Source organism: Terasakiella sp. SH-1 (genome assembly GCF_004564135.1).
In the GTDB taxonomy this organism is placed as follows: Bacteria; Pseudomonadota; Alphaproteobacteria; order Rhodospirillales; family Terasakiellaceae; genus Terasakiella.
Genome location: NZ_CP038255.1, coordinates 3,384,373 through 3,409,464, shown reverse-complemented (window position 1 = coordinate 3,409,464; position 25,092 = coordinate 3,384,373). Strand labels below are relative to the sequence as shown.

Annotated in this window: 25 protein-coding genes; 13 read left to right on the top strand and 12 right to left on the bottom strand. The window is 46.7% G+C overall.

Annotated features, from left to right (window positions below; genetic code table 11):
- Positions 1–10 precede the first annotated feature (10 nt).
- From mnmE to E4K71_RS15995, 5 genes are all read left to right on the top strand, one after another.
- The gene (mnmE, locus tag E4K71_RS16015; RefSeq protein WP_240796834.1) at positions 11–1,345 is read left to right on the top strand and encodes a tRNA uridine-5-carboxymethylaminomethyl(34) synthesis GTPase MnmE; all 1,335 of its coding nucleotides are present in this window, start codon (positions 11–13) and stop codon (positions 1,343–1,345) included.
- Positions 1,346–1,518: 173 nt separating this feature from the next.
- Positions 1,519–3,390 (top strand): tRNA uridine-5-carboxymethylaminomethyl(34) synthesis enzyme MnmG, encoded by a 1,872-nt coding sequence (gene mnmG, locus E4K71_RS16010; RefSeq protein ID WP_135081274.1) that lies wholly within the window; start codon positions 1,519–1,521, stop codon positions 3,388–3,390.
- 85 nt (positions 3,391–3,475) lie between these two features.
- Entirely contained in the window at positions 3,476–4,093 is a 618-nt protein-coding gene (gene rsmG, locus E4K71_RS16005; RefSeq protein ID WP_135081273.1) for a 16S rRNA (guanine(527)-N(7))-methyltransferase RsmG, read from the top strand.
- Positions 4,090–4,890: a ParA family protein gene (locus tag E4K71_RS16000; protein ID WP_135081272.1), complete on the top strand. Its 801-nt coding sequence runs from the start codon at positions 4,090–4,092 to the stop codon at positions 4,888–4,890. The genes rsmG and E4K71_RS16000 overlap by 4 nt, the downstream gene beginning before the upstream one ends.
- A gap of 3 nt (positions 4,891–4,893) precedes the next feature.
- Positions 4,894–5,907: a ParB/RepB/Spo0J family partition protein gene (locus E4K71_RS15995; protein WP_135081271.1), complete on the top strand. Its 1,014-nt coding sequence runs from the start codon at positions 4,894–4,896 to the stop codon at positions 5,905–5,907.
- A 61-nt stretch (positions 5,908–5,968) separates the two neighbouring features.
- On the opposite strand, the gene E4K71_RS15990 is transcribed toward E4K71_RS15995, so the two are convergent.
- Positions 5,969–6,472: a GNAT family N-acetyltransferase gene (locus tag E4K71_RS15990; RefSeq protein ID WP_167730636.1), complete on the bottom strand. Its 504-nt coding sequence runs from the start codon at positions 6,470–6,472 to the stop codon at positions 5,969–5,971.
- 100 nt (positions 6,473–6,572) lie between these two features.
- On the opposite strand from E4K71_RS15990, the gene E4K71_RS15985 reads away from it, so the two are divergent.
- The gene (locus tag E4K71_RS15985; protein WP_167730634.1) at positions 6,573–7,463 is read left to right on the top strand and encodes a LysR family transcriptional regulator; all 891 of its coding nucleotides are present in this window, start codon (positions 6,573–6,575) and stop codon (positions 7,461–7,463) included.
- Positions 7,464–7,469: 6 nt separating this feature from the next.
- Here E4K71_RS15985 and holA read toward each other — a convergent pair whose 3' ends face one another.
- From holA to E4K71_RS15965, 4 genes are all read right to left on the bottom strand, one after another.
- Positions 7,470–8,498, bottom strand: coding sequence for a DNA polymerase III subunit delta (holA, locus tag E4K71_RS15980; protein ID WP_135081268.1), 1,029 nt, complete (start codon positions 8,496–8,498; stop codon positions 7,470–7,472).
- 6 nt (positions 8,499–8,504) lie between these two features.
- On the bottom strand, positions 8,505–8,999 hold the full coding sequence (locus E4K71_RS15975) for a hypothetical protein (protein WP_167730632.1): 495 nt from the start codon (positions 8,997–8,999) through the stop codon (positions 8,505–8,507).
- A 31-nt stretch (positions 9,000–9,030) separates the two neighbouring features.
- Positions 9,031–11,598: a leucine--tRNA ligase gene (gene leuS, locus E4K71_RS15970; protein WP_135081266.1), complete on the bottom strand. Its 2,568-nt coding sequence runs from the start codon at positions 11,596–11,598 to the stop codon at positions 9,031–9,033.
- 82 nt (positions 11,599–11,680) lie between these two features.
- A complete protein-coding gene (locus E4K71_RS15965) occupies positions 11,681–12,181 on the bottom strand; it encodes a DUF3576 domain-containing protein (protein WP_240796833.1) in 501 nt (166 codons plus the stop codon).
- A gap of 345 nt (positions 12,182–12,526) precedes the next feature.
- On the opposite strand from E4K71_RS15965, the gene E4K71_RS15960 reads away from it, so the two are divergent.
- The 3 genes from E4K71_RS15960 to E4K71_RS15950 all read left to right on the top strand — a co-directional run bounded on the left by E4K71_RS15960 (position 12,527) and on the right by E4K71_RS15950 (position 16,447).
- Complete coding sequence (locus E4K71_RS15960) at positions 12,527–13,660, top strand: porin (RefSeq protein WP_135081265.1); 1,134 nt, start codon at positions 12,527–12,529, stop codon at positions 13,658–13,660.
- A gap of 398 nt (positions 13,661–14,058) precedes the next feature.
- The gene (locus E4K71_RS15955) at positions 14,059–15,189 is read left to right on the top strand and encodes a porin (protein WP_135081264.1); all 1,131 of its coding nucleotides are present in this window, start codon (positions 14,059–14,061) and stop codon (positions 15,187–15,189) included.
- A 136-nt stretch (positions 15,190–15,325) separates the two neighbouring features.
- On the top strand, positions 15,326–16,447 hold the full coding sequence (locus tag E4K71_RS15950; RefSeq protein WP_167730630.1) for a porin: 1,122 nt from the start codon (positions 15,326–15,328) through the stop codon (positions 16,445–16,447).
- Between the two features lie 12 nt (positions 16,448–16,459).
- Here the strand turns inward: E4K71_RS15950 and E4K71_RS15945 are convergent, their stop codons facing one another.
- The gene (locus E4K71_RS15945; RefSeq protein ID WP_135081262.1) at positions 16,460–17,071 is read right to left on the bottom strand and encodes a thiamine phosphate synthase; all 612 of its coding nucleotides are present in this window, start codon (positions 17,069–17,071) and stop codon (positions 16,460–16,462) included.
- Between the two features lie 37 nt (positions 17,072–17,108).
- Between E4K71_RS15945 and E4K71_RS15940 the strand changes: the two genes are divergently transcribed.
- Positions 17,109–17,780: a YggS family pyridoxal phosphate-dependent enzyme gene (locus tag E4K71_RS15940; RefSeq protein ID WP_135081261.1), complete on the top strand. Its 672-nt coding sequence runs from the start codon at positions 17,109–17,111 to the stop codon at positions 17,778–17,780.
- Here the strand turns inward: E4K71_RS15940 and E4K71_RS15935 are convergent.
- The 3 genes from E4K71_RS15935 to ribA form a co-directional block, all read right to left on the bottom strand.
- Positions 17,777–18,268: a L,D-transpeptidase family protein gene (locus E4K71_RS15935; protein WP_135081260.1), complete on the bottom strand. Its 492-nt coding sequence runs from the start codon at positions 18,266–18,268 to the stop codon at positions 17,777–17,779. The two genes, E4K71_RS15940 and E4K71_RS15935, sit on opposite strands and share 4 nt — an antisense overlap.
- 3 nt (positions 18,269–18,271) lie before the next feature.
- Positions 18,272–19,267, bottom strand: a complete 996-nt coding sequence (locus E4K71_RS15930) for a hypothetical protein (protein ID WP_135081259.1) — start codon at positions 19,265–19,267, stop codon at positions 18,272–18,274.
- 174 nt (positions 19,268–19,441) lie between these two features.
- Positions 19,442–20,611 carry a GTP cyclohydrolase II gene (gene ribA, locus E4K71_RS15925; protein WP_240796832.1) on the bottom strand — a complete coding sequence of 390 codons (1,170 nt, stop codon included), beginning with the start codon at positions 20,609–20,611 and terminating at the stop codon, positions 19,442–19,444.
- A 129-nt stretch (positions 20,612–20,740) separates the two neighbouring features.
- On the opposite strand from ribA, the gene E4K71_RS15920 reads away from it, so the two are divergent.
- Positions 20,741–21,430 carry a response regulator transcription factor gene (locus E4K71_RS15920; RefSeq protein WP_135081258.1) on the top strand — a complete coding sequence of 230 codons (690 nt, stop codon included), beginning with the start codon at positions 20,741–20,743 and terminating at the stop codon, positions 21,428–21,430.
- Positions 21,431–22,786, top strand: coding sequence for an adenylate/guanylate cyclase domain-containing protein (locus E4K71_RS15915; protein WP_135081257.1), 1,356 nt, complete (start codon positions 21,431–21,433; stop codon positions 22,784–22,786).
- A 6-nt stretch (positions 22,787–22,792) separates the two neighbouring features.
- Here E4K71_RS15915 and E4K71_RS15910 read toward each other — a convergent pair whose 3' ends face one another.
- Together E4K71_RS15910 and E4K71_RS15905 are read right to left on the bottom strand one after the other, a co-directional pair.
- Complete coding sequence (locus tag E4K71_RS15910; RefSeq protein ID WP_135081256.1) at positions 22,793–23,506, bottom strand: glutathione binding-like protein; 714 nt, start codon at positions 23,504–23,506, stop codon at positions 22,793–22,795.
- Positions 23,496–24,068 (bottom strand): NAD(P)H-dependent oxidoreductase, encoded by a 573-nt coding sequence (locus E4K71_RS15905; RefSeq protein ID WP_135081255.1) that lies wholly within the window; start codon positions 24,066–24,068, stop codon positions 23,496–23,498. Before E4K71_RS15905 ends, E4K71_RS15910 begins: the two co-directional genes overlap by 11 nt.
- A gap of 102 nt (positions 24,069–24,170) precedes the next feature.
- Here E4K71_RS15905 and E4K71_RS15900 point away from each other — a divergent pair, with 102 nt between their 5' ends.
- The gene (locus E4K71_RS15900; RefSeq protein ID WP_135081254.1) at positions 24,171–24,527 is read left to right on the top strand and encodes a helix-turn-helix domain-containing protein; all 357 of its coding nucleotides are present in this window, start codon (positions 24,171–24,173) and stop codon (positions 24,525–24,527) included.
- Here the strand turns inward: E4K71_RS15900 and E4K71_RS15895 are convergent.
- Positions 24,522–25,034: an O-acetyl-ADP-ribose deacetylase gene (locus E4K71_RS15895; protein ID WP_135081253.1), complete on the bottom strand. Its 513-nt coding sequence runs from the start codon at positions 25,032–25,034 to the stop codon at positions 24,522–24,524. The genes E4K71_RS15900 and E4K71_RS15895 overlap by 6 nt on opposite strands.
- Between the last annotated feature and the right edge of the window lie 58 nt (positions 25,035–25,092).

The following is a 25,092-nucleotide window of genomic DNA, read 5'->3' as shown; positions in this document are numbered from 1 at the left end:
ATAAAATAAAATGATGGACCAAACCATATTTGCACTGGCCAGTGGGGCCGGGCGTTGCGGTGTGGCTGTTGTACGTCTCAGCGGCCCCCATGCATTGAATGTGTTACAAAAACTTTCTCAAAAAGACAGTTTTATCCCGCGTTATGCTACGCGGGTTCATTTGATTGATCCCGATGATGGGGAGGCCATTGATGATGGCTTGGCGCTCTATTTCCCCGGTCCCAACAGCTTTACCGGTGAAGATGTGGTCGAATTTCAGACCCATGGGGGACGTGCTGTTGTTCAGGCCCTGATGGATGCTTTATCTAAGATAGATGGATTGCGCTTGGCTGAACCGGGGGAATTTACCCGTCGTGCCTTTGAAAATGACAAAATGGATCTTACAGCGGCTGAAGGTCTGGCTGATTTGATCCATGCAGAAACCCGTGCCCAGGCCAAACAGGCACTTCGTCAGATGGAAGGGGCTTTGGGTTCTCTTTATAATGACTGGGCAGATCGAATTGTGCGTATTCTCGCCCATTTTGAAGCGGTGATAGATTTCCCTGATGAAGATTTACCAGAAGAAGTCGAAGCCGGTGTGCGTGCTCAGGTTGATGTACTGACAACAGAAATTCAAGATCATCTCAAAGATGGTCATCGTGGTGAGCTTCTTCGCGATGGGGTACGTTTGGCTATTGTTGGTCCACCCAATGCGGGGAAATCCAGTCTGCTCAATCATCTGGCAAAACGCGAAGTAGCTATTGTTTCTGATATTGCCGGGACCACACGTGATATTATTGAAAGTCATCTCGATATTGGTGGCTATCCGGTTGTGGTGTCCGATACGGCAGGTATTCGTCACAGTGAAGATGTGATTGAGATTGAAGGGATCAAGCGGGCACAAGATCGGGCACAATCTTCTGATCTTAAAGTCGTCATGTTTGATTGTGGGGATTATCCTGATCTGGATGAGAAAACCCTCAATCTGATTGATGAAGATAGTTTGGTGGTTCTCAATAAAATTGATACCAATAACAAGCCTGATATCTCTGAGATTAAAGGACATACGCCTATATATATATCTGCAAAATCAAAAGAGGGGCTGACAGAGTTTTTTGCCAAGTTGGAAGAAGAAGTTGCAACCCGTTGTATGATGACAGGGGCTCCTGCCTTAACACGGGCACGTCATCGTGAAGCTCTGGAAGAATGTCTGCAAGCTTTGGAACGATTTGCTCATATTGATTTACCAGAACTGGCCGCAGAAGATTTACGTATGGCAACCCGGTCTTTGGGGCGAATCACAGGTCGAATCGACGTGGAAGATGTTTTAGATATCGTCTTTAGTGATTTCTGTATTGGTAAATAGAGTGTTTCACGTGAAACACTGAGGTGGTTTTGGGCGGATAAGACTAATCAAAAAATCAAAAGATTGATTATTCGTTAATTATAAACGGGCTTTTCCCCTGACTTATCCACAGTACTTAAAATAGTTAATTTTCCAAATTGACTCTATTTAGAGCCATACATACATTGCCGAACATGAAGACATTTGATGTAATTGTGATTGGTGGTGGACATGCTGGCTGCGAAGCTGCGGCGGCAAGTGCACGGATGGGTGCCAAAACCCTGTTGCTGACACAAAGATTAGACGCAATTGGCGAAATGTCGTGCAATCCAGCCATCGGTGGATTGGCGAAAGGGCATTTGGTCCGCGAAGTGGATGCTTTGGATGGGGTGATGGGCCGCGCCATTGATGAAGGCGGCATTCAGTTCCGTATGCTCAACCAGTCCAAAGGACCAGCCGTGCGGGGACCACGTGCCCAAGCAGATCGCAAACTTTATAAAGCTGCGGTCCAAGGCATCTTGTCTTCTTATGAGAATTTAGAATTGATGGAAGGCACGGCAGAAGACTTGCTCATGTCTTCTGATGACAAACGGGTCACAGGCGTGGTGCTGGGCTCTGGCGAACAGCTGCAAGCAGGCAGTGTGATCCTGACAACAGGCACTTTCCTTCATGGGTTAATCCATATTGGTAAGGAAACCTGGCCGGCAGGTCGTATGGGTGATGAGCCTTCTATCGGTTTGGCTGAAACTTTGGCCCGCTTGAATTTTGATCTGGGTCGTTTGAAAACCGGGACACCGGCGCGTCTGGATGGCAAGACCATTGATTGGGATAGTTTACAGCGCCAGGATGGGGATACTCCGCCGCAGCCGTTCTCTTTTTTAACCGATAAGATCACGACGCCACAAATTCCGTGTTATATCACCCGCACGACCGAAGAAACGCACGAGATTATTCGATCTAATATGGATCAGGCCCCGGTTTATTCGGGTCAGATTCAGGGCAGGGGGCCACGTTATTGTCCTTCTATCGAAGATAAAGTGGTGCGTTTTGCAGAAAAAACCAGCCACCAGATTTTCCTGGAACCGGAAGGGCTTGATACGGATAGTGTCTATCCCAATGGGATTTCGACGTCTTTGCCGCGTGATATTCAAATGGCTTTCATGCGCTCCATCCCCGGATTGGAAAAAGTCGAAGCGCTGAAACCTGCTTATGCCATTGAATATGATTTTGTCGATCCGCGTGAACTTTATGAGACATTTGAGACCCGTAAAGTTTCTCATCTCTATTTCGCCGGGCAGATCAATGGCACGACAGGTTATGAAGAAGCAGCAGCCCAAGGTTTGATGGCCGGGGTGAATGCCGCCTTAAAAGCATCGGGGAGCGAAGAGAACTTTATTTTTGATCGCGCCACGGCTTATATCGGTGTGTTGGCCGATGATCTGGTGACCAAGGGGACCAATGAGCCGTACCGTATGTTTACTTCGCGCGCCGAATATCGTTTGATTTTGCGTGCCGATAATGCAGATCAGCGTTTGACCCGCTTGGGGATGGAGATCGGTTGTGTCTCTGCCTCTCGTGCTTCTGCGTTTGAAACCAAAGAAAAAGCAATCTTTGAAGCTAAACAGCGTATGACGGAGCTGAACGCCAGCCCGCAAGAGTTGGGTAAATATGACATTAAGGTCAATATGGATGGCCGTCGTCGTACAGCCATGGCCTTGTTGGCTTACCCCGATGTGACGTTAGATAAAGTCAAAGAGATTTGGCCGGAACTGAATAACATTACCGGGGCTGTGGCCGAACAGGTGGAAATTGAAGGGCGTTATGCGGGCTATCTCGAACGCCAGGAAGCTGATATTCGTGCCTTTCGTCGTGATGAATCCCTCAGTCTGCCGGAAGATTTGGATTATATGTCCATCGATGGCATGTCGACAGAGGTCCGCAGCAAGCTGGCGGAACATAAACCATCGACCTTAGGGGCGGCGGCACGGATTTCCGGGATTACGCCAGCGGCACTGACAGCTTTGTTAAGTTACGTTAAACGCAAGAATTCAAACAAAGTTGCTTAAGCTTAAATAAGAGGATCAATTTAGCGAGACCTTACTGACTTTTTCAGGTATGATCTCGGTTATAAGATTTTTAAAAGGGATAAAAATGGGTTTCGCAAAACAACAAGATCAATGGGATGCACTCAATGTTTCACGTGAAACACTGGATAAGTTGCAAGCCTATGGGGATCTGTTGGTGAAATGGCAGGCTAAAATCAATCTGGTGAGCAATTCAACACTGGATGATCTTTGGACCCGTCATTTGCTGGATTCAGCTCAGGTTTATCCCTATCTGCCTCAAAATTGTAAAACACTGGTCGATATTGGTTGTGGGGCAGGGTTCCCCGGATTGGTTTTGGCTATTATGGGTGTGCCAGATGTACATTTGGTGGATTCTGATATGCGTAAAATGGCTTTTGTACGTGAAGCTGCACGGGTAACAGAAACAGCTGTGACCATCCATAACTGTCGAATCGACGATGTAAAAGAAGCCGAGTTTGCTGATGTAGTGACATCACGGGCTTTGGCGACTCTGGACAAACTCTTGGGTTTTTCAAGTGTTTTGCGCAAAGAGGGTGGAAGCTGTATTTTCCTGAAAGGGAAAAAGGCTGACGAAGAGATTATGGAAGCCCAGAAAAACTGGGATTTCGATTATGTGAGCAAAGGAAGTCTTTCTGACCCGCAAGGGCAGATTCTTATCATCGAAAGGATGACACGAAAATGACGGATCAAGCGACTATCGGAAAAGTGCCACGCATTATTGCGATTGCCAACCAAAAAGGCGGGGTGGGGAAAACCACAACAACCATTAATTTGGCAACAGCTTTGGCAGCTGTGGGGAAAAAGACATTGGTTTTGGACCTGGACCCGCAAGGTAATGCCAGCACAGGGCTTGGCATTGGTCATGATCAACGCAGCCGCAATGCCTACCATGTCTTAATGGGGGATATTGAGTCTGATGCCGCTGTTCAGACCTGTGATATTCCTAATTTGCAAGTCATCCCGTCTGGTACGGACCTGGCCGCCGCTGAAATCGAAATTCCGGAACTGGATCGTCCGCAATTTTGCTTGCGCGAAGCCATCGAAGATATTTCTGGCTATGATTATGTCCTGATTGACTGTCCACCGGCTTTGGGCATGTTGACCATTAATGCCTTGGTGGCCGCTGATGCGGTGATGGTGCCATTGCAATGCGAGTTCTTTGCCTTGGAAGGGGTATCCGCCTTGGTCAAAACTATTGATCGGGTGAAAAAGAACTTTAATGCCAAGCTTGATATTCAAGGCATTGTGCTGACCATGTTTGATAAGCGCAATAACCTCAGTGACATGGTGGCTAATGATGTGCGCGATTTTTTTGGTGAAAAAGTGTATGAGACCGTCATTCCGCGAAATGTTCGGGTTTCTGAAGCACCATCTCATGGTAAGCCGGTTCTTCTTTATGATCATAATTGTGCGGGATCAAAAGCTTATTTGCATCTCGCCAGCGAAGTTTTAAAACGCGAAAACAGGAGCGCAGCATAAAAAATGGCTAAAGATAAAAAACGCCGCAGCCTTGGTCGTGGCCTTTCCGCCCTTTTGGGGGAAGAAACCGCAAGTGTTGTTGAAGAACAAGAAGTTATAGCCGCTTCTGAAAGTGATACAGGAGAAGAAGGGGCAAATGTGGTTCCTTTTTCAAGTGGTAATCAAAAAACGGTGTCTATCACCTTGTTATCACCGGGAAAATACCAACCACGCACCAACTTTGAAGAAGAGGCCATTGAAGGTTTAGCCGATTCTATTCGCGAAAAAGGAATTTTACAGCCAATTCTGGTTCGCCCCCATCCAGATCGCGATGGTGAGTTTGAAATTATCGCGGGTGAACGCCGTTGGCAGGCTTCTCAACGTGCACAGCTTCATGAAGTTCCGGTCATCGTTAAAGAGATGGATGACCGTGATGCCGCTGAAATCGCCCTTGTGGAAAACCTGCAACGCCAGGACCTTTCACCATTGGAAGAAGCCGAAGGCTATAACCGTTTGATGGCTGAATTCAGCCATACGCAGGAAGCGCTTTCCAAAGCCTTGGGTAAAAGTCGCTCTCATGTAGCCAATATGATGCGTCTTTTGGCGCTGCCAGACGATGTAAAGACCTATTTGGAAGATGGGTTGATCTCTACAGGTCATGCCCGTGCGCTGTTAAATTGTGATGAACCTGCTGATATTGCCAAACAGATCATTAAAAAAGGTCTGAATGTGCGCCAGACGGAAAGTCTGGTGAAAACAGCCGGTGTTCAGGCACGACCAAAGGCGAAAAAAGAAAAAGATGCTGATACGGTCGCCTTGGAACGGGATTTAACCGACTTGCTTGGGGTGAAAGTAGACATCAAAGTGTCACCAAAGGGGGGGGCACTGACGCTGCATTATTCCACATTGGAACAATTAGATGATTTACTTCATCGTCTCAGCCATGGTCATCACGGAAAATCTGGTCAGATCACAGAAGAAGAAGCCCTTGATCCCGTCAGTGAATTTGATATTGAGGCAGAATTAGATAAGCTTTAAATCTAGACTTATCAATATATTATGAGAGAGGTTCAAATTTTTGAGCCTCTTTTTTTATCCTTTAGAAGATTAAACGCAGCTTTTCTTCCTGAATTTCTCTTCCCCATTGTGATTGGAGAGCAGATTTTTCCAGCTTAAATCCACAGGAGCGATACAGATGCCCTGCCGGTTCCAAACCTTCTAAAGTCCAAAGATAGATTGAGGGGTACTGTCGTTCTTTGGCAAAGCCAATAGCCGTATCCAACAGTAGGTGTCCAAAACCCTGACCTCTTAGAGCTGGATCAAGAATAAACCATCTCAGATGGGCTCCCTCTTTATGGGCATGGCTTCCATCCAGAGTCAGAGAGCCAAAAAAATCGCCTTCTTTGGCGATGGACCAGATTTGTGAATTTAACGGCTGGAAGTTTTCCATAAAGTCAGAAAGTTCACGAGCAACCTTACTTTCGAAAAATTTTCCAAATTTCCATGGTTCAGCATAATGCTGTCCATGTAGACTGGTGATCCAGCCAATGAGACCATTTTGATAGCCCGTTTTAATTTGAAATCCATTTTTTTGAGTGATCATTGTTAATTCTGCAAAAAAGCATTTAAATTGATATTTTTTATAGATTATCATGCATATAAATGGCAATAAATAGCCAAATATGCAAAAAGGATATGCAAAAATGCAGAACTGGGATGATTTACGCTATTTTCTATCGGTTGCCCGTAATGGGAGCTTCTCAGCAGCGTCTGAGAGCCTGTCTGTTAACGGCTCAACAGTGGGTCGGCGCATTGATCAATTGGAAGGCGAACTTCAGTGTAAGCTGTTTGACCGTCAACGTTATGGCATGATCTTGACTCCGGATGGGCGACGTTTATTGGACCATGTTCAACAGATGGAAAATTCCGCTGTGAATTTGGAAAATATGATCAAGGGAAATGATCAGGCACTAAATGGTCGGGTGCGTATTTCTGTAACTGATGGATTGGGGTCTTTTTGGTTGACCCCCAATTTGGTTGACTTTCAAAAATCCTATCCTCAAATTTCCCTTGATGTTATGAGCGAGGGGCATTTTGTTGACCTTTCTGCTCGTGAAGCTGATATTGCCATTCGTTTAAGTGAACCGACAGAGCCTGCGTTGAAAATCCGTAAAGTGGGAATGATCAAATTCCATGTATTTGCCGCCCCGGCTTATGTGGATTCTTTTGGCATGCCCAGGGACTGGGCTGATTTATCCGGCCATAAACTTGTGGATTATCTGGGCTACCAGGAAAGTCAGGCGCTTTCTTTATGGCAGGAAAGTGTTAAAAATCATCAAGATGTTGTTTTTCAAACCAACAGTGCCATGAGTTTTGTCAGTGCGTTGCGCAGTGGCATGGGAATCGGCATGTTACCGCGTTTTTATGTCCATGCGGTCAGTGATTTGATTATTTTGGACCTTCCCACAGACCTTTTTGAAATGTCGATTTATCTGGTGACTCATGAAGATACCAGCCAGACAGCCCGGATTCAGGCGGTGAAACAGTATATGGAAGGTCTGTTTGAACGTGATCGGCGGGCCTGGTTTAGCTAGAAAATTTTAACGCCGGGCACGTGCAGCTTGGGCAATGCGCATTAAGGCACGTGAGCAGACTGTTTCCGGCGGATTCCCAGTGACTTTACAGTCCATTTCAGCCTGTGTGATAACCTCCATCGCCATGGCAATACGTTTCAGGTCCCAGCTTGCAAGCTGTTTTTTAAAAGCCGGGGCTTGTTTAAAGATCACAGGCGGGCGTAGTTTTTTTAAGGCTTCATCTGCGTTATAGCCTTTGCTTATGCTGCCTTTTGCCATATGAAGACGATGAAAATGACGTGCCAGCATGCGCAAGATCATGATGGGCTGATTACCTTCATCAAAACACCGCATTAAGGCCGTTTCAAGTCCGCCATGATCACCATTGGCCGCAGACATGATCACGTTATCCAGTGAAAATGCTCCACTATCGCCAACACAGGCCATGGCATGGTCCATTGTGACCATGGTTTCATCCCCCATGTAAATAGCAAGCTTTTCCAGCTCACCCCGGCTGACCTGACGGTCTGAGCCCAAGTGATTAAGCAGGTATCCCATGGCATCACGATCAGCACGTAGCCCATGCTTTTGTAAAGTTTGTGCAATAACTTCAGACAGGTTTCGCCCCTCATCCCCGTAACAGGCCACAGCAGCAGCGAGTGATTTATCGCCTTCAAACAGCTTGCGTAAAGTGGAACGCGCAGAGAGTTCACCTGCTTCTAGAACAATGATCGCATCCCCTAAAGGGTCTGAGAAATAAGTTTTAAAGGCTGAGGTCAAACTATCAGCTGCATCTTGTATACGGATAAAACGCCGCCCGCCTGTTAAGGACATGGCAGCAGCTTCATCGGCGATAATCGCGGGATCGCTTTTGACATCACTGGCTTGCAAAACGACCGTATTAAACGGGTCATTGATATCATCCAGTGTATAAGCCGCCAGTGCTTTAGAACGTTCAAAAACAAGGCCCTGATCTGGCCCAAACAGGAGAATACAGCGGATATCAGACGGCGGGTTTTTGATAAAACCATCGGCTTTGCCTGCACTGATTTTCATGACAGGTTATTTCCGCGTTGTTTTTTCTGTATCTGTTTTTGCATTGAGCAAATGAACGGCAATACGGCGATGAATATCGGTTGCGACCTGTTTAATCGCACGTATGCGGGCATCACGACGGGCAAATTCTGTTCCGGTTGGGGAGTTGAGAATATTGTAACTGACCACAGATTGGCTGCTCCCATCAAGCTCTGAAAGGCCGGAGAATTTAAAGTTTGTTGTGACAATCAAGTTGGCTCGTGTGGCAAATTCATCTTTACCAATACCTAAGCCTGCACTGCCTTCATTATACGTAATGCGCAGATTGTATTTTGGGTTCTTTGGACGCCCTTTGGTATTAAAAAGATTGAGCAATTCGTTATGAAGGATTTGGCCTTTACGGTCTTTAATTTCGTAAATCCAGACAGTGGCCAATTCATCCTGCATGGCTGTTTTTTGTGCGGTTTGGCGTTTCCCATGCAAAGGTTGATAGCCACAGGCACTCAGGCTTGCAGCTATCATAAAAAGGCAAAGGGGTTTGATCAAAAAACTTTTATGCAACAACATTGATAATCCGGTTTGGTACAACAATGACTTTTTTTGCAGGTTTGCCATCCAGTGCTGCCTGAACTTTTTCAGAAGCCAAAGCCAGTTTTTCAACTTCTTTCGGGTCTAAATCTTTGGCAACTTCTAGCTGGTCACGGCGTTTCCCGTTGATTTGGATCGGCAAAATGACTGTATCTTCAACCAGCAAGCTGTCATCGGCAACAGGCCAGTCGACTTCACACAGAATACTGTCATGCCCCAGTTCTGCCCAGAGTTCTGCTGAAATATGAGGTGTCATAGGGGCGAGAAGACGTACGAGATATTCATAACCTTCACGCAAGACCCAGGAATCATCACCTTCAACACCATCCAGATTACCCAACGCATTGGTCAATTCACGCAGACGGGCGACAGCTTTGTTAAAGTGGAATTTTGCCAGATCATCGGTCACAGCCATAATGGTCTTGTGAACTTGTGAACGCAGTTTCTGTGCATCAGCAGACAGGTTTGCAGGTTGTGCTGTATCTTTGCCTGCATAAGGTGCTTTGGGTTCTGTGATCAAGCGCCACAAACGGTTGAGATAACGCCAGGCCCCATCCACACCGCTGTCTGTCCATTCCAGATCACGTTCCGGCGGGCTGTCAGATAGCATGAACAAGCGCGCCGTATCTGCGCCATAGGTCGAGATAATCAGCTCAGGGTCCACCACGTTCTTTTTGGATTTTGACATTTTGATGGAAGCACCCACATCAACCGGGCGGCCATCATTTTTATGAACCAGTTTGCCATCATTACCTGCGATCGCATCGCTTGGGAACATCCAGTTACCATCGGCATCCTTATAGGTTTCATGACAGATCATCCCTTGGGTCAAAAGACCGGCAAAGGGTTCATCTGCAGAAAGATAGCCGCATTTTTTCAGAGCACGGGTGAAGAAACGGGAATAAAGCAGGTGAAGCACGGCATGTTCCACCCCGCCGATATATTGGTCAACTGACATCCAGTAATCAGCGGCTGCTTTATCAATACTGTTGTCGGCTGTTGGCGAACAATAACGGGCGAAATACCAGCTTGATTCAAAGAACGTATCAAATGTGTCGGTTTCACGAACAGCGGCTTTGCCACATTTCGGGCAATCCACATGTTTCCATGTGGGGTGATGGTCCAGCGGGTTGCCGGGTTTATCAAAAGTCACATCTTCTGGAAGGCTGACGGGCAAGTCTTCAGCCGGGACTTCTACGATACCGCAATCCCCGCAATGAATGATGGGAATCGGGCAGCCCCAATAGCGTTGACGCGATACACCCCAGTCACGCAGGCGATAATTGGTTTCTTTTTCCCCGATATTCATTTGGGCACATTTGGCAAAAATCGCCTTTTTGGCCTCAGCCACACTCATGCCTGTCATAAAATCAGAATTGATCATGACACCATCGTCGGTGAAGGCTTCATTTTCGATTGAAAACTCTTCCGGCTTGTCCATATCCTTCGGTGCCACAACCGGCACAACCGGCAGGTCATATTTGCGGGCAAAATCAAGGTCACGTTGGTCCCCGCTTGGGCAGCCAAAGATCGCACCTGTGCCATATTCCATCAAAACGAAGTTGGCGACATAAACAGGCAGCTCCCAACTGTCATCTAGCGGGTGTTTCACTTTCAGGCCGGTGTTAATGCCTTTTTTCTCTGCTTTTTCAATGGCTTCTTCCGAAGTACCCATCTTGTTGCATTCTTCAACAAAGGCTTGCAGTTCTGTATTGTTTTCGGCCAGTTCCGTTGCCAGGGGGTGGTTGGCGGAAATAGCACAGAAAGAGGCCCCAAAAAGGGTATCCGGGCGGGTGGTATAAACTTCCAGCGAATCGTCGCGGTCAACAAGATCCCAAGTCAGGCGCATGCCTTCGGATTTACCGATCCAGTTTTCCTGCATGATGCGGACTTTTTCCGGCCAGCGATCAAGTGATTGCAAGGCGACTCGCAGGTCTTCAGCATAATCGGTGATTTTCAGGAACCATTGGTTCAGCTTGCGGCGTTCCACAGGCGCACCAGAACGCCAGCCACAGCCATCAACAACCTGTTCATTGGCCAAAACTGTATTTTCTACCGGATCCCAGTTGACCCAGCTTTCTTTGCGATAAACCAGATCATTTTTGAGGAAATCCAGGAACATTTTCTGTTCATGTTTGTAATAGTCTGGATCACAGGTGGCGATTTCACGATCCCAATCATAAGACAGACCCATGGTTTTCAGTTGAGCCCGCATGTCTTCGATATTCTTATAAGTCCATTTACCCGGATGAACACCGGCATCCATGGCCGCATTTTCTGCCGGCAGACCAAAGGCATCCCAGCCCATGGGGTGCAGCACATTAAACCCTTGTGCCTTTTTATAACGGGCAACCACATCGCCAAGGGTATAGTTGCGCACATGGCCCATGTGAATCCGCCCAGACGGGTAGGGGAACATTTCCAGGACATAGTATTTTTCACGTTCAGGATCTTCCGTGACTTTAAAAGTCTCGTTCTTATCCCAGTAGGACTGCCATTTGGATTCGGTTTCTTTAAAATTATAACGGGCCATGATGTGGTTCTTAGTCTTTATATATAAGTAAATGGCCCCGCGACGGGGATGCGGGGCTGTGTTTTGGAAAAAGGGCTTTATTTTATTGTGTCATGCTTTCGCTGCGCAGTTGGCGCGCTCGGGTCAAAATTGCATTTTCAATATCGGTGACGGCTTTGGGGTCAATGGCAACGGATTGCCATTCATTGGCCCCATTTTTAACCTGACGAAAGGCAGCGACTCGAATGCCGTCTGCGCGCAGTGCCTGACCAATAATATAGATATTCAGCTTATAACGCTCATTTGGGGAATTGCTGGTGCTATGCCAGTCTGTCAAAATGACCCCGCCAAACGGGTCGGCCGAAGCCAGCGGCATGAAAGAAACGGTATCCAGTGTTGCACGCCATAAAAAGGCGTTGACGCCAATGCCTGTGCCCCCTTGACCTTTGCGTTTTTCATCAGCTCCACCAAAGGAAAGACCACCTTCACCGAAAATGGATTCTCTTTCTTTATCGACTTGTTGCCATTTATCATTGGGCCGATCAAAGGTATCAGGACCGGTAATTTCCATTCCTTCACAAGCAGTTAGCAAGATCGCTCCCATACATAAAGCGGCCATTTGATTCAAAGATCTATTGAAACGACGCATCGCAAAGAATCCTTCATGCTGTCGGTTGATTAATCACCCTTGATGTATGCCTTAATATATAAGGTGTGTGCAAGCCCATAGCTTGAAAATTAGGCAAAATCATCAATTCTGATGGGGACAGGGCGATTTGCAGTGTGTGTTTTTTTTGCAACAGTGGTGAAAAAAGGCAACAGAGGTATGTTTGTCAGGCTTGACCCGGCGGGTGCAAACCCATTTAATACATCCACGCATAAGGTGTGTGGGTACGCCGACTATGCTTAATGACTTTAAACCAAACCTTATATATGGGGATTATTTATAATGAAAAAGCTTCTCGTAGCTTCTACTGCTCTCGTTGCTTTCGCTGCAGTTTCTACTTCTGCACAAGCTGCTGACCCGATCAAACTGTCCATCTCTGGTTTCATGAACCAGTGGGCTGGTTATTCTGACAACGAAAACGATAACGGCGCAGCTAACTACTCCCAAATTGGTACTCACTCTGACGTAGAAATCTACTTCCGTGGTTCTACTAAACTGGACAACGGCCTGACTGTTGGTGTGAATATCGACACAGAACGTTCTGGTGGTACTGATGGTGATTCTGACGACACATTCCTGTCTGTTTCTGGTGATGCACTGGGTACTGTCAAAATCGGTTCTACAAAAGGCGTTTCTTACGGCTTGGGTAACAAGCACGGTGATGTCGGTGTAGGTCTTGACGATGGTATCGGTACTAAATTCGTAAATACTGGTTTGGCAACAGCAAATGATTCAAACCGTATTTCTACACTGACAAATGGTAACGATGGTCACAAAGTTGTTTATCTGACGCCGAACTTCGGCGGCATCCAAGCTGGTTTCTCTTATGGTCTGGTTAGTGAAGGTAACGTTGGTACAGCAGACCTGCAAGACGCTAATAACGACATCCAGTATAATGCTGGCATCGCCTATAAGGGTGACTTCGGTGGTGTAGCTGTTGGCGCTGACATCAACTATGAAATGTTCGAAGATGGTGGCCTGACTGGTGGTGGCGCAACTTCTGCTACTACAGAAGGTCTTGACCAGGTTAAAAACGAAGAGACTATTCGCGCTGGTCTGTCTGTAAGCACTGCTGGTTTCACTGTTGCAGCATCTTACATTGATACAGATAATGTTAATTTCGTAACTGACCAAGACACTCAAGCTTGGGAAGTTGGTGTTAAATATGCAACTGGCCCGTATGCTGTTTCTGCAGCTTACTTCCAGCGTGAAACAGAAGACTCTGGTCTGTCTACTGCTAAAGAAGACACTCTGGACGTGATTTTGGTTTCTGGTTCTTACAACTTGGGCGCTGGCGTCACTCTGGCGGGTTCTGTTCTGCACATCGAATCTGACGATGCTTCTGACAACTCTGCTAACCAGACTGATGAAGGTTCCAACTGGGGCGTTATCGCTGGTCTGAAAGTTGCGTTCTAATCTGATACAGATATAGAATTAAGCATTCAAAGTTTGGGCGTTGGCTTAGAGTCAACGCCCTTTCTTTTTTTGAGTGGAATTGATTTTTACAAAAACCATCGTCATCCCGCACGTGTTGCGGGGTAATCGTTAGACATAGTTTTGTTTTTGAGGTTTGTTTCAGAACAAAATTTGGGAGGGCGGTTACTTTGCTCAAATAGGAAAAAGATTCCCGATCAAGTCGGGAATGACATAAAATTTTTATACTTTAACACCTCCTATTCTCAGTGTTGTAATCCTGCAACATGATTATCATTTTATGCTTATTTAACTCTGATTTCTTTTCCTCTATTCAGATAAATCGGTTAGGTTTCGTGAATGGAAGGTAGAATTAACTTGTTTAATATAAAGGTAATAAAATGAAAAAGCTTCTCGTAGCTTCTACTGCTCTCGTTGCTTTTGCTGCAGTTTCTACATCTGCACAAGCTGCTGACCCGATCAAATTATCTATCTCTGGTTACATGAACCAGTGGGTTGGTTATTCTGATAATGAAGACGATAATGGTGCAGCTAACTATTCTGAAGTTGGCACATTCTCTGATGCAGAAATCTTTTTCCGTGGTTCCACCAAACTGGATAATGGCCTGACTGTTGGTGTAACAATCGACACAGAACGTTCAGGTGGTTCTGACGGTGCATCTGATGATACATACCTATCTGTTTCTGCTGATAACCTCGGTACAGTCAAAATTGGTAACACAAAAGGTGCAGCTTATGGTTTCAACACACTGCACGGTGATGTAGGTCTCGGCCTGTCTGGTACAGATGCAACAACGTTTGCACGTAACGAACTGGATAGCTCTTTGTCCACAGAAACTTCTGGTTCTGACGGTCACAAAGTTGTGTACTTGACACCAAACTTCGGTGGCGTACAAGCTGGTTTCTCTTACGGCTTGGTTCCAGAAGCAAACCTTGGTACTGCTGATACATTGTCTTCTGGCAACGACATCCAGTATGATGCGGCAATCGGTTACAATGGCGACCTCAATGGTGTTTCTGTTGGTGCTGACCTGAGCTATGTTTATGTTGAATACGGTGGCCTGACTGGTGGTGGCGCTGCTTCTACAACAGCTGGTAGCGAAACTGACGGCACTGACCAAATCAAAAACGAAGAAACACTGCGTGGTGGTATTTCTGTAGGGGCTGCTGGTTTCACAGTGACTGCTGCATACCTGCAAAAAGAAAACGTTGGTGGCGTAACTGACAAAGATTCTGAAGTTTGGGAAGCTGGTGTTGTTTACGAAACTGGCCCATACGCTGTCTCTTTGGGTTACTTGAACCAGTCTGACGAAGATTCTGGTCTGTCTACTGCGAAAGAAGACGAATCTGAACTGTGGATCCTGTCTGCTTCCCGCGATCTGGGCGCTGGCGTATCTGTAGCTGGTTCTGTTTTCAATGTTGACACAGACGACGCTTCTGACAACGCTGCAAACCAAACAGACGAAGGTTCCAACTGGGGCATCGCTGCTGGTCTGCTCGTTTCTTTCTAATCTGACTTAAGATTAAAAGAAAACAAGTTTAAGAAAGGGTGCTACCTTCGGGTAGCGCCCTTTTTTTATTTTGTTTAAAACTTTTATATGAAGGTATGTTAAGGGAATAAGATATTCAATGATGGGGCGGTGTTTTATGAAGAGGGAAATAATTTTTGGAACAGCTTTGGCTGCTAATGGACTGCTTTCAGGGCAGGTCTTGGCTGCTGAACCAATTAAGGTGTCATTTTCTGGCTTTATGGAACAATGGGTCGGTTATTCTGATAATGAAACTGACAATGGAGCTAAAAATTATTCAGAAGTCAGTACATTTTCTGATGTTGAAATGTTTCTGAAAGGCTCAACCCGTCTGGATAATGGCCTAAGCGTTGGAATTACTTTTGAAATTGAGCGTTCTGGTGGAACAATTGATGGTGTCAGTGACGAATCCTATTTGACGATTTCTTCTGACCAGTTTGGAGTCTTGAAAGTAGGATCAACTATGGGTGTTTCTTATGGTTTATCCAATCATCATTGGGATGTCGGTGTGTTGATGGATGATGGGGTCCATCAGTTTTTTGCCGTGAATGCCTTGGGTGATGAAATTGATACGACCCATAATACGTCAGATGGACATAAGATAATTTATTTGTCACCAAATCTTGCGGGTCTTCAAGCTGGTTTTTCTTATGGGCTCATTGATGAATCTAACCTGGGTACGGTGGATACTCAAGCAGAAGGCAACGATTTGCAATATAATGCAGGGGTTGTTTATAACGCTACTTATGAGGACCTGAGTGTCAGTGTTGATTTAAATTACGAGCTTATTGAAGACGGAGGCTTAACTGGGGGCGGCACAATATCGGCACTAACAGAAGGTACTGATCAGGTTAAGAATGAAGAATCCTGGCGTGCCGGGTTTACAATTTCTCAAAAAAACTGGACCATTTCCGGGGCTTTTTTGGAAACAGACAATAAAGGCACTGTGACTGGGAAGGAGTCAACTGCTTGGGAAGCTGGTGTGACTTATAAGATGGGACCATATGGTTTTTCAGCAGGTTATTTTAATCGTCAAACTGAAGATTCCGGTTTATCTGGTGCGTTGGAAGACACGACAGACCTGTATCTTCTTTCAGCCTCTTACAAGCTTGGCCCAGGCGTGACATTAGCAGGCTCACTTACCAATATTGTCACCGATGATGCTTCAGATCGTTCTCCTAATCAAACGGACGAGGGGTCAAACTGGGCATTAATCACAGGTATTAAAGCTCATTTTTAGGTTAGAGCTTATTTAAAGAAGACCGCTGATTCCGGCAAAGCCACAGGTTTTTGTGTGTTGCAGGTGGAATGCAGTTTTTTTGTTGATGCCGCCGAGGCCGTAGCAGGCAAGGTCTGTCTTTTTGGCAAGTCTTTGAAAACCAAGAGCTTTCTTTGTTATTGCTGTTGGGTGACTTTGGGTGGGAAAGATCGGTGAAATCAATGCGATATCACAATGAATATGCTGGGCAGCTCTCAGGGCTTGTTCGTTATGACAGGCTGCGGAAAAAATAAAACCTGGTTTAGGCCGTTTTATATATCCACACTGGGCCATTTTCTGTGCTGTCTTCTGTGAAAAATGCACCCCGTCAAGGCGATAGCGCAAGGCAAGATCTATATCATCAGAAACCAGAAGTTTTACTTTATGTTTTTTGCATAAGTATTTGTTTTTTTTAATTAAGTATTTTTTTGCGCACTTGTCAATATGGCGAATAATCAGCGCGGACCCCACAGGTAGGCGTGGAATCAGACCACAGGGGTCAGGGAGTCGTTCCATATCCGTCATGAAAATAAGATGGGGAAATTTTTTGCCTTTTGCATTCAAGCGATTGAGCCTGCGCGCAAGCTCTGATACGACTTGGGACATGTTTTTCCTGAACTCAACAATCTTTTAAGGGCCTGATATGGGTATTGCAGATAATCTTTCCCAAGTGAAGCATTCAATTGAAGAGGCTGCTGAACAGGCCAATCGTGATCTGTGTGAGATCGAACTGGTTGCTGTCAGCAAAGTCCATACGGAAGAGACCATCCGGCCTGTTCTGGACACTGGTCATCGTATCTTTGGGGAAAACCGTGTACAGGAAGCCCAAGGCAAATGGCCTGCTTTAAAAGAGGCTTTTGATAGGGTGCAGCTTCACCTTATTGGTGGTCTGCAAACTAATAAAGTGAAAGAGGCGGTTGGGCTTTTTGATGTGATTGAAACGGTAGATCGCCCTAAACTGGCCCGCGCTTTGGCTCGTGAAATACAGGTCCAAAACCGTGAAGTCGGGATTTATATTCAGGTTAATACCGGGGAAGAAGACCAAAAAGGGGGGTGCCTGCCCGCAGAAGCCGATGAACTCATTGGGTTATGTCGCGATGAGCTTCAGCTGAATGTGCTTGGCTTGATGTGTATTCCCCCGGCAGAGGAAGAGCCCAGCTTGCATTTTGCTTTTTTGCGTGAAATTGCCAAACGTAACGGGCTTTCAAAACTCAGCATGGGGATGAGCGGGGATTATGAAGCCGCCATTCGTTTTGGCGCGACCTCTGTGCGTGTGGGCACGGCTATTTTTGGGCAACGTCCGAAAAAGGCTTAGCCGATTTCAATACGGCTGGTTTCATCAACCGCTTTTAAAATTTCAAACATATGGGCTTGTTTGACCGCAATACAGCCTTCTGTCCCTTCATAGTTTTCCCGTGCAAGGTGAAAGAAAATCGCACTGCCTTTGCCAGCAACAGGTGGGGCATCATTGTGGCCGAGAATGACGATGATATCGTAGATATGATCCTCGCGCCAAAGCTTCTCATGAGACCCTTTAAAGGGGAGACAGATTGCGCGATTATAGAGAATATGGTCCGGGTCATCGCACCAGCCATCCTGCTTTCCAATCGCTTTGACAGGCAGGCGGGTCTCAGGTTTTGAAACCCGGTCGGCGCGATAAAGGATGCGGCGGATCGCAAAGCTGCCAATGGGGCTGGCCCCGTCACCTTCACGTTTATCAGCACGGACGCCGCCTTTGCCAATGGCACAGGGATAGCTTTTAGCACCGAAAGACAGGGTTTTTCCCTGAATAACTAAATTCATCGGTTAGCCTTTGGGCTGGTTGGCTTGGCGATAACGGTCCATATTCTGGTTCATCATCTGAGCAAACCAGGCATTATCCTGAGTCTGGCTTAGTTGTGCAGTATTGCTGGGCACAGGTTTGGGGGCGACCATTTCCTGTTTGACCTCTTGTGTCTGTTCTTGTTGACGCTGGGCTTTGACATCACGGGCAAAAGCTTGCAGTGCGGCTAAGGAAGAATCCTCATAAGATTGTTTAGATTGAAACTGCGGGGCCTGTTGTTGAACCGGAACAGGTTTTGGGGTCATCTCGGCTTGGGCTACTTCTGCCACAGGTTGAGGGCTGCGTTGGAAAAAGCTCGTCATCTCACGCGGCATAGCCGAACCCGCACCGGGACGTTCTGTTGGGAAGGGGTGTTCCTGATTAAGCGGTGGTGTCCATGTGCCCGCAGAACCTGCCCCTTTTTGAGCTTCTGTCATCGGAATTTCTGTAGCCTGGGTCGGGTTCATAAATTCTTGCAGCTGTGCGAGGCGAAGGGAGGCTTCTCCTGCGGCAAAAGCTTCGGCTTCACTCGCCGGGATGTTGGCAGCGGGCAGGGGGGCAAAGCTGGATACAGCCGGGTGGGGCTGGTTTGGATTGCGGTTTGCCATCATGGTTGGGTTTTCCATGGGTTCTTCCTCCCCATCAAACCAGGCGACCACATGTTCACCCGCATCCTTGCCTGTATTTTGTTCCAGCAAGACATTAAAGGCGGACATGGCCAACCCGACGGGCCCACCAAACAGCGTGCCACCGGCCAATCGGGAACCGGGGTCAATCTCATCACCGGTGAGTTGACGATAAGCTGTTGAAACAACAGGGATATGTTGAAGTGGATTAACCATATCCACAAAATCCAAAAAGGAAAAACCGTCATCCCCAAAGAAGCTGAATTCTTTATCAGCCCCCTCTTCTGAGAGTTTAGTGTCGCCATTTGCCTCGCTGGGGGCATAAGCAACCTGAGTATAAATGCTATCGACCATATGTGGCTCCGATGCTCTAGATATCGCTCTAATTATATTTTGATCAGAACAATGCAGAGATCGTGCCAGATATAAAACTGTTTAAAAACAATAAATTATGTGTGTTGTGTAAAAGGAAGGGCAAAAATTACCGTTACAAGAAAGGGAGTTTTTTGCCTTTTTCGGTTCAGGCTCTTAAAGATAATGCCCGCCCTTGGTCGCCTTGGCGATGATATAGGGTTCATTATGCTGATTGGTGGGAAAGGCATGTTCGACCCGTTCTGTCACATCCACTTCGCAGGCTTGAAGAACACGGACTTTTTCCGGGTTGTTGGTCATCAGACGGACTTGGGCAACGCCTAGATGTTCCAGCATTTGGGCCGCAGGCAGATAAACACGCTCATCGGCATCAAAACCAAGCTGTTCGTTGGCATCAAATGTATCTACACCTGTATCTTGCAGCTTGTAAGCACGCAGCTTATTGACCAGACCAATGCCGCGACCTTCCTGGGCAAGATAAAGCAAAACGCCACTGCCGTGTTCAGCAATAGAGCGAATGGCCCCGCGCAGCTGATCCCCACAATCACAACGCAACGACCCGACAAGGTCGCCGGTAAAACATTCTGAGTGAATGCGAATTAAAACAGGGTCTTTGGGATCTGGTTCACCAATGATAATGGCGAAATGTTCAATGCCCCCGTCTGAGGGGCGAAAGGCAACGATTTTGGTATTGGGTGCATCGGCTAGCGGAACCTGGGCATCACTGACGGCGCGTAATGAACGGGCGGCAGCCTCTTCATAGCCAAAGATATCCTGTTTTTTCAAGCCGATGAGGTTTTCTTTTTCAATGAATGCCTTGAAATCATCAACCGTAATGGTGGCTGTGATCGAAGCCGGGATCAGGCGGGATAATTTTGCCAGACCGATAGAGGCATTTTCCCCACTTTGCAGGGGGACTTCCTTGAAAGGAATATCGAAAAAATCGTTTTTAGAAATGCTTGCCAGGGGATTGACCAAACCTTCGATCAGGTCGGGGCGCAGGGCTTTGCCCATTTCAGCGCGCACGGCCTTGGTACTAAAGCTGCCAAGACCCAGAGTATGGACGCGGGCGGTGGTCAAAATCAGATGGGGGAAAGCCCCGGATAAATCTTTCAGCCGTTGAATTGTCGTTTTTGTTGCCCCTTCTGCAGCCAAGGTCAGGGTGACTTCGCCACTTTCCCCTTCAATAGCAACAATTTGGCCGCGACGTAGATCGCTCAGGGCGCGGTCAACCGCCAGCAAAGACGGTGTATAGTCAGTCGAGTTAGAGTCGCTTAGGGTAATGGACAGGCGATGGGGCATTTTCAAAAACGTTTGGTTGGTCAACAGGTCCCCATATGTAGGACGAATAACGTCATTTCACAATAGTGTTATCATGCTCTTTTGCCTCTGTACGGAAGAATTTTTGCTTGCTATGGTTTTGAAAGTCAGATTTTTGAAGTCTTGTGAGGAACCATGTCCAACGTAAAACGTGTTCTTTTGGTCGATGATGACGATTCGCTACGTGAAATGTTGTGTGAACAGCTGCAACTTCATGAAGATTTTGACGTAACACAGGCCGATGGGGCCTCAAGTGCCTTGGAAAAAGTCAAACAAGATAGCTTTGATGTGGTGATCCTTGATGTGGGCCTGCCCGATATGGATGGGCGTGATGCCTGTCGGGTCATGCGTAAACAAGGGGTAAAATGTCCCATCATTATGCTCACAGGGGCCGATACGGATGCTGATACCATTTTGGGACTGGATGCCGGGGCCAATGATTATATCACCAAGCCTTTTCGTTTAGGTGTGTTGCTGGCGCGTCTTCGTGCCCATTTACGCCAGCATGAACAAAGCGAAGATGCGACCTTTACGGTGGGGCCATATATGTTTCAGCCTGCCGCGAAAATGTTACTGGAAAATGAAACAGATCAAAAAATCCGTCTTACCGATAAAGAAACCAATATTATCAAATTTTTGTACCGTGCTGGGGGCAAAGTGGTGGGGCGCGATGTGCTTTTGGATGAAGTTTGGGGTTATAACGCAGGCGTAACAACCCATACTTTGGAGACCCATGTATATCGTCTGCGCCAAAAAATCGAAAAAGACCCGTCCAATGCACAGATTCTGGTGACAGAACCCGGCGGTTATAAATTGGTTCCGTAAATGCTAAGGGACTGTATTTATCATTTTATTGGGGATGCTGGTGATCGAAATGTGCCCAAACGGGTACAAAAAGCGATTGTGGATCAGCAAAATATTTCTGAACAGCTGGTTGGCTGGATTCAGTTGCTGGTGGTTTTTACCTTTGGCACGCTTTATGCGATTTCGCCCAAGACCTTTCATCCCGATGCGCCTTTTGCTCCGGTGCCTTATGTCTTGTCGGTTTATCTGGTTTTCACACTTGTGCGGCTTTATCTCAGTTACCGTATACGCCTGTCTGGCTTGATGATTGGGGCTTCGATCATGGCTGATATTCTGCTGCTTTTTGGGACGATTTTCAGTTTTCATATTCAATATATGCAGCCGCCAAGCTTTTATCTTAAAGCACCAACAGTCCTTTATATCTTTATCTTCATTGCCTTGCGCACCCTTCGTTTTGAAGCACGATATATTTTGCTCAGCGGGTTGGCGGCCGCTGTGGGGTGGGGCTTTATGGTGGGCTATGTGGTGGTCATGGATGATATGAACACCATGTTGACTCGTGATTATGTGCGCTACCTCACCTCAAACAGTGTGTTGATTGGGGGGGAATTTGACAAAATTGTTTCCATTTTGATGGTGTCCCTTATTTTAGCGGTGGCAACGATTCGTGCCCGTGTTTTATTGAAACAATCAGTGACCCAAGGCCAAGCGGCCCGATCTTTGTCGCGGTTTTTTTCTGATGATTTGGCTGAACAGATTAAAAATTCTGAAAGCGACGCAAAGGTTGGCGATGTGGTGTCGCGCGAGGCTTCTATTTTAAACGTGGATATTCGTGGCTTTACACCCCTAACCAAACGCAGCACCCCGGAAGAACAAATCGCCCTGATCACTGAATATCATAAACGGATTGTACCGATTATTTCCGGCTGTGGCGGTCATGTGGATAAATTTACCGGCGATGGCATTATGGCCTATTTCGGTGTCTTAACCGAATCCACAAGCCATGCGGCGCAATCCTTAAAAGCCATGGAAGAGATTATCAGGGCCTCAGATCAATGGAATGCAGAACGAAGTGAACAAGGGTTGGAACCTGTGGTGATCCATGCCTCTTGTGCCTCTGGCCCCATTGTGTTTGGGGTCATTGGTGAAGAACATCGTCTGGAATATACGGTGATTGGTGATGCGGCCAATGTATCGGCCAAAATGGAAAAACAAACCAAGGCCGAAGGCGTGCGTGCCATTGCCACGGCTGTGACGTTGGACTGTGCTGTGAAACAAGGCTATAGCGAGGCTGCAACGCGTTGGGAGTTGCGCAAAGATCGACAGGTGGCCGGGGTCGACCACCTGATGGATGTAATTGTCTTGCGTGAGGCGTAAGCCTTTTTAGCCCTTCACATCTTGTTTGAAGCGATTTGAATTCATTTCAATGGCCGCATCCACGTCACCTTCACCAAAAAAGGCAGGGAAGGCTTTGGGGATGGTCAGGGCTTTTTGAATGGCCGGGCGTTGGTCTAAACGATCAAACCAGGATTGAAGGTGATCTAATCCGTTGATGTCTACCTTGGCCCAATAAAAACTGCGTGCCCAAGGATAAGTCGCCATATCAACGATGCTATAGTCATCGCCCAAGATATAGTCGTGCCCTTTTAGTTGTTTATCGAGAATTTCCAGCAAACGACGCGATTCTGTGACAAAGCGGTTGATGGCAAATTTATCTTCATGGCCTTGGGGGGCGGCTATGCGTTGGAAATACATGGCTTGGCCCATCATCGGGCCAATAGCACTCATTTGAAACATCATCCATTGCAGGGCTTCGGACTTTTCTTTTTCCCCAGCGGGCAGGAATTTTTCATATTTTTCAGCCAGATACCAAAGAATGGCCCCGGATTCAAAAACGGTGAAATCATCATTGGAACGGTCCACAATGGTTGGGATACGGCCATTGGGGTTAAGATCGACATACCAGTCTTCTTTTTGTTCCTGCTTGGAAAAATCAATGGCAGTGAGGTGATAAGGCACACCTGCTTCTTCCAGAAAAATCACCGGTTTCCAGCCATTCATGGTGGAGGCGGTATAAAGATGAATATCAGGCTGCATGTTGAGCTTCCTTGAGCAGGGTATCCTGAAGGTGAGCGATAAAGCGTTTTTGATCTCTTTCAAAATCCGGGTTGCTGACGATATCATGGCTGGAGAAATGCGTCAGTTCTTCAAAACCGCAGAAGAAATGGCTGGTGCGCATGGGAAACAGGATGTCATCAACGGACTGACCATTGTCGAAATGTTCAGGGTTATTAAAGACTGTTTCGGGGGCGTTCCATGTGGTAGAGAGCATGAACTTTTTGCCTGTCATCAGCCCGCCACTGCCATAAGGACCATCGCTGAAGGTGAAGAAACTGTCATAGGCAAAAACCTCATCCATATATTTTTTCAAGCTAGATGGCATCATGAACCAATAGACAGGGTATTGATAAATCACGATATCAGCCTGTTTATATTTGGCGATTTCTTCTTCAACGTCATATCCGTCTTCAATAACCGTGCTCAGGATATGATAGTTTTGTCCCAAGGTTTCTTTTGCTGTGTCAAACAGCCCTTGGTTATAGCCACCGCGGGCAAATTCACTGGTTTCTTTTCCTGAGATCAAGAGGATGGTTTTCATGAGCTGGCTTTCCTTTATCAGCAATGTTTAACTTTGCAACAGGATGTAGTAGAATGGTTACTAAGGTCAACTAGTATACTTTTTGTAACCTAGGTCAAAAAGATGAAAGCATCGGTAAAAACGGCAGAAAACGGCCGGAAAATAGTTGAAAATATCTGTACGGAACCCTGTTCCATTGAACGGGGCATGCGGGTTTTAGGCGGGAAATGGAAAGGCTCAATCCTGTGGCATTTACAGGATGGTCCCGTGCGCTTTAACGATTTAAATCGCATGGTCGGTGGGGCAAGCAAGAAAATGATTGCCCAACGCCTACAGGAAATGGAAGAAAATGGATTACTCACCCGTCAGGTGATCAGTACCAAGCCTGTTGCTGTGGCCTATGAGATTACGGATTTTGGCCGCACCGCTCTTGGCTTTTTGGAAAGCCTGAAGGATTGGGTGGAGGATAATCAGTTATAAATGATCTAAAGCGGATTGATGCAAAGCTTTACTCTCGGGATCGAAACAACAAAAAATGACTTCTTTGATTTCTGAATGATTGTCACAAAACTGAGCCACTGTTTGTACCACAAGCCGGGCAGCTCGTTCAGCTGGAAAACCATAAATTCCTGTTGAAATTGCTGGAAAAGCAATAACTTGTAGACTATTCTTTAAGCAAAGCTTCAGGCTGTTTTCATAACAAGCTGCAAGCAGTTGATCGGCTTCTTCTGGGAAATATTGATGCCAGATGGGGCCAACGGTATGGATGATGTGAGGGGCTTTTAAGTGATAGCCAGATGTGATTTTGGCCTGACCTGTTTCACAGCCCCCCAAGGTGCGACACTCATCTAAAAGCGCAGGCCCGGCGGCGCGGTGGATGGCCCCATCAACACCGCCACCGCCTAACAAAGTCGGGTTGGCGGCATTCACAATGACATCCACATCCAATGTGGTGATATCGCCTTCAATCACGCGTAATCTTGCCATAACTCACCTTTGTGTGTTTTACTCTTAGAATAATTATAAGAAATTTGTGGCCTGGGCG

Excerpts from the sequence above, each read along its gene's own strand:
- mnmE (WP_240796834.1), top strand. The coding sequence starts at position 11 with ATGATGGACCAAACCATATTTGCACTGGCCAGTGGGGCCGGGCGTTGC.
- mnmG (WP_135081274.1), top strand. The coding sequence starts at position 1,519 with ATGAAGACATTTGATGTAATTGTGATTGGTGGTGGACATGCTGGCTGC.
- rsmG (WP_135081273.1), top strand. The coding sequence starts at position 3,476 with ATGGGTTTCGCAAAACAACAAGATCAATGGGATGCACTCAATGTTTCA.
- E4K71_RS16000 (WP_135081272.1), top strand. The coding sequence starts at position 4,090 with ATGACGGATCAAGCGACTATCGGAAAAGTGCCACGCATTATTGCGATT.
- E4K71_RS15995 (WP_135081271.1), top strand. The coding sequence starts at position 4,894 with ATGGCTAAAGATAAAAAACGCCGCAGCCTTGGTCGTGGCCTTTCCGCC.
- E4K71_RS15990 (WP_167730636.1), bottom strand. The coding sequence starts at position 6,472 with ATGATCACTCAAAAAAATGGATTTCAAATTAAAACGGGCTATCAAAAT.
- E4K71_RS15985 (WP_167730634.1), top strand. The coding sequence starts at position 6,573 with ATGCAGAACTGGGATGATTTACGCTATTTTCTATCGGTTGCCCGTAAT.
- holA (WP_135081268.1), bottom strand. The coding sequence starts at position 8,498 with ATGAAAATCAGTGCAGGCAAAGCCGATGGTTTTATCAAAAACCCGCCG.
- E4K71_RS15975 (WP_167730632.1), bottom strand. The coding sequence starts at position 8,999 with ATGATAGCTGCAAGCCTGAGTGCCTGTGGCTATCAACCTTTGCATGGG.
- leuS (WP_135081266.1), bottom strand. The coding sequence starts at position 11,598 with ATGGCCCGTTATAATTTTAAAGAAACCGAATCCAAATGGCAGTCCTAC.
- E4K71_RS15965 (WP_240796833.1), bottom strand. The coding sequence starts at position 12,181 with ATGGGAGCGATCTTGCTAACTGCTTGTGAAGGAATGGAAATTACCGGT.
- E4K71_RS15960 (WP_135081265.1), top strand. The coding sequence starts at position 12,527 with ATGAAAAAGCTTCTCGTAGCTTCTACTGCTCTCGTTGCTTTCGCTGCA.
- E4K71_RS15955 (WP_135081264.1), top strand. The coding sequence starts at position 14,059 with ATGAAAAAGCTTCTCGTAGCTTCTACTGCTCTCGTTGCTTTTGCTGCA.
- E4K71_RS15950 (WP_167730630.1), top strand. The coding sequence starts at position 15,326 with ATGAAGAGGGAAATAATTTTTGGAACAGCTTTGGCTGCTAATGGACTG.
- E4K71_RS15945 (WP_135081262.1), bottom strand. The coding sequence starts at position 17,071 with ATGTCCCAAGTCGTATCAGAGCTTGCGCGCAGGCTCAATCGCTTGAAT.
- E4K71_RS15940 (WP_135081261.1), top strand. The coding sequence starts at position 17,109 with ATGGGTATTGCAGATAATCTTTCCCAAGTGAAGCATTCAATTGAAGAG.
- E4K71_RS15935 (WP_135081260.1), bottom strand. The coding sequence starts at position 18,268 with ATGAATTTAGTTATTCAGGGAAAAACCCTGTCTTTCGGTGCTAAAAGC.
- E4K71_RS15930 (WP_135081259.1), bottom strand. The coding sequence starts at position 19,267 with ATGGTCGATAGCATTTATACTCAGGTTGCTTATGCCCCCAGCGAGGCA.
- E4K71_RS15920 (WP_135081258.1), top strand. The coding sequence starts at position 20,741 with ATGTCCAACGTAAAACGTGTTCTTTTGGTCGATGATGACGATTCGCTA.
- E4K71_RS15915 (WP_135081257.1), top strand. The coding sequence starts at position 21,431 with ATGCTAAGGGACTGTATTTATCATTTTATTGGGGATGCTGGTGATCGA.
- E4K71_RS15910 (WP_135081256.1), bottom strand. The coding sequence starts at position 23,506 with ATGCAGCCTGATATTCATCTTTATACCGCCTCCACCATGAATGGCTGG.
- E4K71_RS15905 (WP_135081255.1), bottom strand. The coding sequence starts at position 24,068 with ATGAAAACCATCCTCTTGATCTCAGGAAAAGAAACCAGTGAATTTGCC.
- E4K71_RS15900 (WP_135081254.1), top strand. The coding sequence starts at position 24,171 with ATGAAAGCATCGGTAAAAACGGCAGAAAACGGCCGGAAAATAGTTGAA.
- E4K71_RS15895 (WP_135081253.1), bottom strand. The coding sequence starts at position 25,034 with ATGGCAAGATTACGCGTGATTGAAGGCGATATCACCACATTGGATGTG.